At 43.3% G+C, this 10,825-nt stretch carries 12 protein-coding genes; 8 read left to right on the top strand and 4 right to left on the bottom strand.

All coding sequences use genetic code 11. The annotated features are described in order from the left end of the window. Positions 1-52: 52 nt before the first annotated feature. Positions 53-559, bottom strand: a complete 507-nt coding sequence (locus HMPREF9065_RS00005; RefSeq protein ID WP_021617163.1) for a DUF2301 domain-containing membrane protein — start codon at positions 557-559, stop codon at positions 53-55. After that, a complete protein-coding gene (lpxH, locus tag HMPREF9065_RS00010) occupies positions 552-1,283 on the bottom strand; it encodes a UDP-2,3-diacylglucosamine diphosphatase (RefSeq protein ID WP_021617162.1) in 732 nt (243 codons plus the stop codon). The genes HMPREF9065_RS00005 and lpxH overlap by 8 nt, the downstream gene beginning before the upstream one ends. 108 nt (positions 1,284-1,391) lie before the next feature. Here lpxH and HMPREF9065_RS00015 point away from each other — a divergent pair, with 108 nt between their 5' ends. The 8 genes from HMPREF9065_RS00015 to prmA all read left to right on the top strand — a co-directional run bounded on the left by HMPREF9065_RS00015 (position 1,392) and on the right by prmA (position 9,180). After that, on the top strand, positions 1,392-2,144 hold the full coding sequence (locus HMPREF9065_RS00015) for a 1-acylglycerol-3-phosphate O-acyltransferase (protein WP_033002823.1): 753 nt from the start codon (positions 1,392-1,394) through the stop codon (positions 2,142-2,144). Then, on the top strand, positions 2,145-3,557 hold the full coding sequence (locus HMPREF9065_RS00020) for a multicopper oxidase domain-containing protein (protein ID WP_021617160.1): 1,413 nt from the start codon (positions 2,145-2,147) through the stop codon (positions 3,555-3,557). It abuts the gene before it with no gap. A 131-nt stretch (positions 3,558-3,688) separates the two neighbouring features. After that, complete coding sequence (locus tag HMPREF9065_RS00025) at positions 3,689-4,480, top strand: Slam-dependent surface lipoprotein (RefSeq protein ID WP_021617159.1); 792 nt, start codon at positions 3,689-3,691, stop codon at positions 4,478-4,480. A 72-nt stretch (positions 4,481-4,552) separates the two neighbouring features. Next, positions 4,553-5,986 (top strand): surface lipoprotein assembly modifier, encoded by a 1,434-nt coding sequence (locus HMPREF9065_RS00030; RefSeq protein ID WP_198009778.1) that lies wholly within the window; start codon positions 4,553-4,555, stop codon positions 5,984-5,986. Positions 5,987-6,009: 23 nt separating this feature from the next. Beyond that, on the top strand, positions 6,010-6,285 hold the full coding sequence (locus HMPREF9065_RS00035) for a YhdT family protein (RefSeq protein WP_021617157.1): 276 nt from the start codon (positions 6,010-6,012) through the stop codon (positions 6,283-6,285). Then, positions 6,282-7,733, top strand: a complete 1,452-nt coding sequence (gene panF / locus HMPREF9065_RS00040) for a sodium/pantothenate symporter (RefSeq protein ID WP_021617156.1) — start codon at positions 6,282-6,284, stop codon at positions 7,731-7,733. Before HMPREF9065_RS00035 ends, panF begins: the two co-directional genes overlap by 4 nt. A 5-nt stretch (positions 7,734-7,738) precedes the next feature. After that, positions 7,739-8,284, top strand: a complete 546-nt coding sequence (gene fic, locus HMPREF9065_RS00045; protein WP_021617155.1) for a protein adenylyltransferase Fic — start codon at positions 7,739-7,741, stop codon at positions 8,282-8,284. Positions 8,285-8,295: 11 nt separating this feature from the next. Beyond that, a complete protein-coding gene (gene prmA, locus HMPREF9065_RS00050; RefSeq protein ID WP_021617154.1) occupies positions 8,296-9,180 on the top strand; it encodes a 50S ribosomal protein L11 methyltransferase in 885 nt (294 codons plus the stop codon). Between the two features lie 81 nt (positions 9,181-9,261). On the opposite strand, the gene cpdA is transcribed toward prmA, so the two are convergent. Continuing rightward, on the bottom strand, positions 9,262-10,086 hold the full coding sequence (gene cpdA, locus HMPREF9065_RS00055) for a 3',5'-cyclic-AMP phosphodiesterase (protein ID WP_021617153.1): 825 nt from the start codon (positions 10,084-10,086) through the stop codon (positions 9,262-9,264). 57 nt (positions 10,087-10,143) lie between these two features. After that, on the bottom strand, positions 10,144-10,767 hold the full coding sequence (gene nudF / locus HMPREF9065_RS00060) for an ADP-ribose diphosphatase (RefSeq protein ID WP_021617152.1): 624 nt from the start codon (positions 10,765-10,767) through the stop codon (positions 10,144-10,146). Between the last annotated feature and the right edge of the window lie 58 nt (positions 10,768-10,825).

The following is a 10,825-nucleotide window of genomic DNA, read 5'->3' as shown; positions in this document are numbered from 1 at the left end:
AAAAACCGCACGTTTTACGTGCGGATTGTTATTTGTGTGTTGGAGATAGGCATTACACCTGATATTTGCTTTTATCGCCAATATCAAAATGCAACGGCATGCGCCATTTTTGAATGCTTAATAACAAAATTAAAATGCCGGTGATAAAGCATAAGAGGTTACTTAACCAAGTGATATTGAATAATAAGGCAAACCATAAAATAGCAAAAAATATCGGTTGTAGATTTAAGGCAAAGACACGGAAACAAAAATATTCTTTATAACTTAATCCGCCGAGCACCAAAAATGCTGCGCCCAGCGCCAGTTGCGGAAACTCTAACACTTGGCAGAGCAAGCCCACCCACATGGCAAATTGAAAAATATAACGGAAGTTTTTCATATATAAATGCACACAAGCGGCACATAAGGTCGCTGCGATAAGCAAACCAATGTGTGCCGTTGTGGGATACCAAGGCAGCATAAACAACATTGGAACGGCAAGGACAAAGCCCAAGCGATAAATGATTACGGTTGTGTAATCCCAACCATCCATAGGCGATTTAATATGTGGATCAGCCATTTTTTCTCCTTAATGTATCATTAATAAATTCGATGGAATGGGGCGTAACTTCTAAAAGGGAAGCGGTTTCTCCCCAATCACCCAGCACGATACGATGAAAGTGCGGTGGAATTTCATGGTGTTTTTGACGGTGCGTATGTCCGTGAATCATTTGCGTCACATGAAATTGCGCAAACATTTGCTGCACAAAAGCGGCATTCACATCCATGATTTCCGTCGATTTTAATTGTTTATCTTGGCGGCTTTTCGCGCGAATTTTCTCTGCGATTTTTAACCGCACTTTTAACGGTAAATGTAAAAACAGCCACTGGCGCCATTTTTGATGAACTTTTTTGCGATATTGTTGATATTTCACATCGTCCACGCAAAGGGTGTCGCCGTGACATAAAAGGGTGGGCGTGCCGTATAAATCAATGACTTGATAAGTTGGCAGTAACGTCAGCCCGCACGCATTAGCAAATTTTTTGCCAATCAAAAAATCCCGGTTACCATGTTGGAAATAGCATGGCACGCCTTGTTCTGTCAGATATCTGATGAGCTGTTGCACTTCGCTGATGAGATCGGATTGTTCATCATCGCCAATCCAAAAATCAAATAAATCGCCCAAAATATAGAGTTTTTCTGCTTGTGGCGCTTGTTCTTGCATAAATTGACGAAACAGGGCTAATAAGTGCGGTCGATTTTCGGAGAGATGTAAATCCGCAATAAAATAGGTTTTTTGCATAGCAATTCAATTAAAAATTTTTTGATTAGATTAGCACATTTCATCGTTATGAATACACTTAACGGGCTAATTTCGTTATACTTACGCAAATTTTTAAGAGGCTTTATCATGCTAAAAATCGCCAGAATTTTCATCATTGTGATTTGTTGTATTCTTATTTGTATCCTCGGTACGCTTTATTCTTTCATTCGTTTCCGTAATCCGAGTAATGTGGGCATTTTTGCCCGTTGGTTTGGACGGTTACATCCACTCTTTGGGCTGAAAGTGGAACATCGTTTCCCAGCGAATGCCGATAAAGTGGGTCGCTGTATTTACATCGGTAACCATCAAAATAACTACGATATGGTAACCATTTCTTATATGGTCATGCCTCGTACAGTGAGCGTCGGTAAGAAAAGCCTGATTTGGGTGCCGTTTTTCGGGATTTTATATTGGGCAACAGGCAATATTTTTCTCGATCGTGATAATCGTTCTAAAGCGCATAACACCATGTCGGAATTGGCTCGTCGTATTAATGAAGATAATTTGTCCATTTGGATGTTCCCGGAAGGAACACGCAGTCGCGGACGCGGGTTATTGCCGTTCAAAACCGGGGCATTCCACGCCGCCATTGCCGCCGGCGTACCCATTGTGCCGGTCGTTTGCTCGACAACCCATAATAAAATCGATTTAAACCGTTGGGATAATGGCACGGTGATTTGTGAAATGCTGGAACCTATTGATGTGTCCGGCTACAGCCGTGAAAATGTGCGCGAATTAGCGGAATACTGTCATGATGTGATGCAAAATCGCATTGCGGAATTGGATCGTGAAATCGCACAAAAAACCATTGAACAGAAAAACGAGAATAAGCAGGCCTAAATGAAACATTGCTCCCGTCGTCAGCTGTTAAAAACAACCTTATTTTCCACCGCACTTTTTAGTGTACCGGCGCCCTTGCTGGCGGCAACACGCCCGGCATTGACAATTCCGCCGCTGTTTGAGGCACGGCGAGGCAAGCCAATTTTTCTGAATATGCAAAATACCCAAGCACCGCTATTACCCGGAAAACGCACCGAAGTGTGGGGCTTTAACGGCAGTTATTTAGGGCCAACCATTAAAATTAAGAAAGACGATTTTGCCAAACTGAATTGGAAAAATAATTTACCGCAATTTGTTGCGATGAATATTCAAGGTTTGCAAGCCTCGAGCGAGTTGCTCGGCGGCATTGCGAAAAACTTACAAAAAGGCGAAACCTGGTCACCGATCATTCCTATTACGCAAGCGCCGTCCACCTGCTGGTATCATGCCTGCACCCTTGCCAGCTCAGCGTATCAAACGTATCGAGGGTTAGTTGGATTATGGATTATCGAAGATAAAGAAAGCTTGAAATTGGGATTGCCACAAAAATATGGTGTGGACGACATTCCGTTGATTCTCCAAGATATGCAACTGAACGGTGAAGGCGCGCAACTCTTCCAACAAAATCAAGGCAGTTTTGTCGGTGAGCGTTTGTTTGTTAATGGGCAAGAAGCGCCTTATCTCACGGTACCACGCGGCTTAGTGCGCCTACGTCTCCTTAACGCCTCGCTTTCCCGCACCTATGAATTACGTTTTGATGACGAGCGGGAATTTACGCTCATTGCACAAGATCTCGGTTTCTTGCCGCAAGGTCAAAAACGTAATGTCGTTACACTCGCGCCAAGTGAGCGTGTAGAAATTTTGGTGGATTTAAATGACGGTGAAAATGTGACTCTCATTACCGGTAAAAAACGCGGTATTTTAGATAACATCAGTCATTTCTTTGGTTCTGACGGCGAGTTAATTGATAATCGCATTTTAGAATTACGTCCGGAAGGCCTTGCCGGCGCCTTTGAGAAAAAAGAACAGGCTTGGCAATTTAACACGGATGCGCCGAGTTTGCTGTCGGCTAACGTGCAACAAGAACGCACGTTTTATCTGGATACCAACAATGCCACCATAAACCAAAAACGCTTTGATCCACGCCGCTTGGATGTTTCCGCAACACTCGGCAGCGTAGAACGCTGGCACCTCAGCGCCTCCTCTCCGGTAGGTTTTAATGTGGTCGGCGCAAAATTTATTGTCGAATCTGTGAATGACAAGCCGTTGGCACAAAACGAAATCGGCTGGAAAGATAGCGTACTCATCAATGAAAACCTGTCTCTTTTAGTGAAATTTGAAAATACGTCCTCCAATAATCATCCGTTCACCTTCGGCGCTTCCGATTTAATGTTGGCAGACAAAGGCTGTATGGGATTGATGTTGGTACAGTAGTCTTCTTTAAGGATGTTTTCTTTACATTTTATTTACATAAAGAGACTTCATTTTTGAAAGTGATATGCTATATTGCCGGCCTGCGTAAACGTACGCATCGTATTTTTTTCTTATGTATTAAGGATTCCACAATGAAAAATTCAATTGTTAAGTTTAGTTTAACGGTATTAGCCGCATTCACATTAGCCGCTTGCGGAAGCAGTGGCGGTAGCAGTGATAATGCCGCTGCGGCAAGCCATGATCAAAAAACTCAGGTAACGCCATCTAAAACCGATCTGCCAACATCGAATTCAACTGAGGTAAATCAAAATCAAACATTTACAGGTTCAGCTTTTGTTTTCTCTGAACAAGATGACAAATTTCAAGTCAAAAAAAATGTTAAATTTAACGACGCAAATATAAATCAATTAGAGGTTGATGGACACAAGATAACGCTTACTTACCCCGAAGGTAACGGGCAAGATTTAGATGATGCAGTAGTATGTTGTGATAAGTATGCCAATGTCCGTATGGGGGTATCTTTAAGTAATGGTCCGGATGAGGACGATATTCTGTTCTATAATGGCATTCCAACCCCAAATATGCCTGTAACCGGTTTGGCGTCGTATAAAGGCGATGGCATTATTTTGTTCAATGATATTGGCGATGATTCTGATGAGGATACGGTAGAAGGTCAATCTTCTTTTGATGTTAATTTTGGTGCGAAGACGCTAAGCGGTTCTATTACAGCTAACAATGTACCAACCATTAATATTAGTGCGAATATTTCCGGTAATAGCTTTGAGGGTACGGCTAAATCGACAAAATTGACTGATGGCGCAGTTGAAGGTAAGTTTTATGGCAATAATGCGGTAGAATTAGGCGGCTTGGCAAAAGCAAATGATAATTCATGGGGCGCCGGTTTTGTCGGTAAGAAACAGTAATCTCCCCGAGTGAACAATAAAGCAAGCCATGTGCTTGCTTTATTTATTTGAATATATGGTTAAAACGATATGATGAAATTACCCTTATCTTTTGGAATTGCGATTGGCGTATTCGTGTCTGCTTCAGCAGCGGCAGAAATTACTGCACCAAAGAACGCATCGCCTGAAGAACATTTAAAGCTAGCGAGCCCTCAATTGCCTCAAAATGACGTTGTAGAGACCTCCACTTCAAAAGAACATACCCTATCTATTACAAAAGAAGAACTTGCCAAACGACCGGATTTGATTATCCGTGGCCTGATTCCGGCATTGCTACAAAGCCATGTGGAGGCAGTGGCATTGTTGTTGCCCTTATACAAAAATTTGCCACAACAAGATCCTTTTTTGGTGGCTTGGGGCGAGGCTATGATGGCGACGCATCAAGGGAATTATGCCTCAGCGGTGCAGCAATATCGTGAATTATTTGCAAAACATCCTGAAGTTTTACCATTGCGTTATCAATTAGCCCATGCGTTATTTTTGAATAACGATAATGAAGCGGCGAAAGATCAATTCCAAAAACTTCGTGCGGAAGTGAATGATGCCTCATCGCAGCAAATGATCGATCAGTATTTAACCGCAATTAACCAACGAGATCAGTGGAAAATCAACGGTGGTATCAGTTTTTTAAACGAATCCAATATTAATAATGCGCCAAAAGCCGGCACCCGTATTGGTGCGTGGAAAGCTTGGGAGCGAGAACAGGCGCATGGGCTGTCTTATTATGCGGGGGCTGAAAAGAAATGGTCGTTGCCTCATCAGCTTTTTGCAAAATTGGTGTTAGATGGGCAAGGCAAATATTATTGGGATAATAAAAAATATAACGAATTTAATGCTCGAATCGGTGCCGGTTTGGGGTATCAAACGGCAAATACTGAACTTGCTTTAGTGCCTTTCACTGAACGACGTTGGTATTCCGGCGGATCGTCCGGCAGTGATGCCATGAAACAATATTCTAAAAATTCCGGTGTGCGTGTTGATGTGACTCATTGGCTCAATAAATCATGGCAAATTTCGACCGCACTTGAATATGGCGAGCAGCGTTATGCCACACGTAAACATTTAAATGGCAATAATTATTTGTGGTCGAATACGCTCTTATTTTTACCTTACAGCGGACAATATTGGTATATCGGTGCGGATTATAATCGTGAAAATACGCGCGATCTTGATAATGCCTATCAGCGTAAAAACGTGCGTTTAGGTTGGGTGCAAGAATGGCCGTTGGGCATTTCCAGTCGTCTTTCTGTCGCCTATGCAAGACGGGCTTATAAAGGGGAAGATTTACTTGGTATTCGTCAAAAAAACAAGGAATATCAAACCAATGTCACTTTATGGCATCGTAACGTGTATTTTTGGGGCATTACGCCGAAAATCACGTGGTCATACCAAAAAAATGACAGCAATCATCCGTTTTATCGCTATGATAAAAATCGGATTTATTTAGAAATGAGCAAAACGTTCTAATCATGGATTGAGGCAACGATATTATGACGTTACAACAACGCTATCAACAAGCGACGAAAGAAGCCCGCTGGGCATTAGGCTTAACCCTGCTTTATGTGATTGGTTGGTGCTTATGTGCTTATTTACCGAAAGAGACCCAAGGGCCTATCGGCTTTCCGCTGTGGTTTGAATTAGCCTGTATTTACCTGCCGATGCTGTTTATTGTGGTGGCGTATTGGTTGATTAAAATCGTGTTTCAAGATATTCCGCTGGATGTGGAAGAGAAAAGACAATATTCGACAACGGAGCGTCATCAATGAACCTAGGGATTATTTTTCCGCTTGTCATTTATTTAGCCTTTGTATTTGGTGCGGCGATTTATGCTTATGTCAAACGTCAGAAAGGCGGGGATTTTCTTTCCGAATACTATGTTGGCAACCGTTCTATGACAGGCTTCGTTCTTGCCATGACGACCGCTTCTACCTATGCCAGTGCCAGTTCCTTTATTGGCGGTCCCGGTGCGGCGTATAAATACGGATTAGGATGGGTCTTGCTTGCCATGATCCAAGTACCGGCAGTGTGGTTGGCGCTTGGTGCGCTAGGGAAAAAATTTGCTTTACTTTCCCGTGAAACTAACGCCTTGACCATCAATGATTTATTGCTTTATCGCTATAAAAACAAATATTTAGTGTGGATTGCCTGTGTTGCGTTGTTGATCGCGTTCTTTGCGGCGATGACCGTGCAATTTATCGGTGGTGCCCGTTTATTGGAAACCACTATCGGCATTCCTTACACCCAAGCCTTGTTAATTTTCGCTTTAACCGTGGGAATTTATACCTTTATCGGTGGGTTCCGTGCCGTGGTGTTAACGGACACAATTCAAGGTACGGTGATGATTCTCGGCACGATTGTGTTATTGGTCGGCGTGATTTATCAGGTAGGCGGCGTGGAAAGTGCGGTCAAAAAATTAACTGAAATTGACCCTAGCCTCGTCAGCCCGTACGGACCAAATGAGATGTTAGATTTCCAATTTATGGCGTCCTTCTGGATTTTGGTTTGCTTCGGTGTAGTTGGTTTGCCGCACACAGCCGTGCGTTGCATGGCGTTTAAAGACAGCAAAGCCCTGCATAACGGCATGCTTATTGGCACGATTGTGTTGACCGTTATCATGTTCGGTATGCACTTGGCGGGCGCATTGGGGCGCGCCATCGTGCCGGATTTAACAGTATCAGATAAGGTGATTCCAAGCCTGATGCTGCAAGTGTTGCCACCGATTGTGGCGGGGATTTTCCTTGCAGCGCCGATGTCGGCGATTATGTCCACGGTGGATGCGCAGCTGATTCAATCGTCTTCTATTTTTGTGAAAGACTTGTATTTGGCGGCAAAACCGCAGGCGGTACAAAACCAAAAACGGATTGGTCGAATCTCCTCAATCATTACGTTAATTTTGACCGCACTTTTAATTTTTGCGTCTCTGAATCCGCCGGATATGATCATTTGGCTGAACCTGTTTGCCTTTGGTGGACTTGAAGCCGCATTTTTGTGGGTTATCGTTCTTGGACTGTATTGGGATAAAGCCAATGCTTACGGCGCGATAAGCTCCATGTTGGTCGGCTTAGTTTCGTTTATTTTATTTACCCAATTTGGCATTAAACTTTTTGGCTTCAACCCGATTGTCCCGTCCTTAGTCTTCGGCTTAGCGGCATTTTTGATGGGGAATAAAATCGGCGAAAAAGTCTCTTCAAAGTGCGGTCAAAATAACAGGTAAAATACATGAAAAAAATCGATCAAAAAAGCTTAGAAAATGCGTACCGCTTGTTTGAAACGAATGATATTCAGCAAATTGAAGTGGGAACAACACGGGGATTGCAGCAAATTCACCGCTATTTATTTCAAGATTTGTATGATTTTGCCGGCGTGATTCGTGAACAAAATATTTCCAAAGGCAATTTTCGTTTTGCCAATTCGTTGTATTTAAAAGAAGCCTTGGGCAAAATTGAGCAAATGCCTGAAACGACATTTGAAGAAATTATTAATAAATACGTTGAAATGAATATTGCCCATCCGTTTTTGGAAGGCAATGGACGTTCAACAAGAATTTGGTTAGATTTAATCTTAAAGAAAAATTTAGGCAAAGTAGTGAACTGGCAAAATGTCGATAAAACCTTGTATTTGCAGGCAATGGAGCGTAGTCCGATTAATGATTTAGAAATCCGCTTTTTATTGCAAAATAATTTAACGGATGATGTGGATAACCGTGAAATTATTTTTAAAGGTATTGAGCAATCCTACTATTATGAAGGTTATGAAAAAGAATAAAGGATAAACACATGGCTTGGATTCAAATTCGCCTCAACAGTACTAACGAAAAGGCAGAACAAATCAGTGATTTTTTAGAAGAAATCGGCTCGGTGTCGGTCACTTTTATGGACAGCCAAGATACGCCGATTTTTGAGCCGTTGCCGGGGGAAACTCGTTTGTGGGGCAACACGGACGTGATTGCTTTGTTTGATGCGGAAACCGATATGAATGTCGTCGTGAATGCACTTAAACAAGCAAAGCATTTAGACGAAAATTCCGCCTATAAAATCGAACAAATTGAAGACAAAGATTGGGAACGTGAGTGGATGGATAATTTCCACCCAATGCAATTCGGCAAACGTTTGTGGATTTGCCCAAGCTGGCGCGATGTGCCGGATCCGAATGCCGTGAATGTGATGTTAGATCCGGGCTTGGCGTTTGGCACAGGAACACACCCGACCACCGCGCTTTGTTTGGAATGGCTTGATAGTTTAGATTTAAAAGATAAAACGGTGATCGACTTTGGTTGTGGTTCCGGCATTTTAGCCATTGCGGCATTGAAGCTGGGCGCGAAAAGTGCGGTGGGTATTGATATTGATCCGCAAGCGATTTTAGCCAGCCGCAATAATGCGGAGCAAAATGGTGTGGCGGATCGCTTGCAACTGTTTTTATCTGATGCAAAACCGTCAGACTTGAAAGCCGATGTGGTGGTGGCGAATATTCTGGCGGGACCGTTAAAAGAGCTTTACCCGGTGATTAGCCAATTAGTGAAGCCCAACGGAGATTTAGGCTTGTCGGGCATTTTAGCTACACAAGCGCAATCCGTGTGTGATGCCTACGCCGAGCGTTTTGCGTTGGAGCCGGTGGCAGAGCGCGAAGAGTGGTGTCGAATTACCGGTAAGTTAAAGGCATAATGCGCAATAAACGTCAGTAGGTGATAAAAAAGTGCGGTGAAAAAATATCACGTTTTTTCACCGCACTTGGTTTTTGCTAGGCTAGTAGCCACTTTCTTGAAAATTTGGCAAGAATGAAGCCTGCTGAATCCGTTTAACGCGGGTCTCAATACGCCCGTCTGCATAGAGCTCAATTTCACGCCAGCCCGGCTGAAGGGTATCAAGCGTAAAGCTGTTGCAGTCCGGTTTAAATTGCACACAGGTGGAAGGGCTGGCCATGACACGGTAGCCATGCCATGTGCTATCTGCCTGTTGATGAATATGACCATATAATAGGGCTTTAACGCGTGGAAATGGCGCTAACACGCTGGCTAATTCATGAGGATTGCGCAAATTATGCTGATCCAACCAAGCCGATCCGGTTGACAGCAAATGGTGATGCAACACAACAAGGGCATAGCGTTGAGGGTACGCCTCTAACTTTGTTTTTAACCATGCCAGTGTTTCCGGTTCAAGTTGACCGTGCGGCACGCCTTGTACTTGGCTATCTAATAATAGGATTTGCCAATGTTCTCCTAATAAGAGGTGCTTTCCGGCATTGACGTTGCCTTGGGTGAGATGCTCAACCATTTTAGGCTGAAAGTCATGATTTCCCGGAATCCAAAACACCATTTTTTCTAGCGATTTTACATTGTCGCAAAAGCGTAAATAACCTTCATCACTGCCGTCTTGTACCAAATCCCCTGTCGCTAGCACGAGATCATAGGCATAGTGGGCTTGTTGGATCTCAGTGAGTACTTGCGAGAAACTGGCTTGTGTATTAATTCCCAACAATTCCCCGTTGATGTCCTTGAATAAATGAGGATCCGTAATTTGCACAATACGAAAGACCTCTTGTTGGGCGTGATATTGATAGGTATTTAACAAAGTAAACTCCTCATATTAACTGCGCCTAAATGGCCTGAGCTGTCTAAACGCATGGGGTTATCGCCATTGCGTTTTCAGTTGAGGATAATTTAACGCTAACCATTGAAGCCCCATAACGGCAATGCCATTATCAATTTTGCCTTCACAAACCCATTGATAGGCGGTTTCTCGACTAACGACATGAACGCGAATATCTTCATTTTCTTCCGCTAAACCATGCAAACCGCCAACTTGGGTGCTGTCCACTTTGCCGACAAATAAATGAATCCGTTCTAGTACGCCTCCCGGACTATCCCAAACGCTGAGGCAGTGTTGCAGATGGGTGATTTTCGCGCCGGCTTCTTCTTCGCTTTCCCGTAACGCAACAGATTCAGGTGTTTCGCCTTCTTCTACCATGCCGGCAATTAATTCAAGTAACCATGGCGATTGTTTTAATGTCGGGTCGTAGGCGCCGATACGCACTTGTTCTACCAACACTACATTATCCAATACCGGATCGTAGGCGATGACGGCAGACGCTGCGCCTTTGATTAACAATTCGCGCGTAACCACACCACTCCAGCCACCGGCAAACAGTTTGTGTTTGAATTGCACTTTATTTAGCTTAAAAAAACCGCGATAAACTGTTTCATCCTTTAAAATCTCAATATCTTGTTGAGTAAATTGTTGAAACGGATACATCTTTCTCTCCCTAAATGTTCGCCGGCAGTTAGGATACTTTCATTCTTCCTAAAAAAAA

Source organism: Aggregatibacter sp. oral taxon 458 str. W10330 (assembly GCF_000466335.1).
In the GTDB taxonomy this organism is placed as follows: Bacteria; Pseudomonadota; Gammaproteobacteria; order Enterobacterales; family Pasteurellaceae; genus Aggregatibacter.
This window is presented reverse-complemented; position numbering and strand designations above follow the sequence as displayed.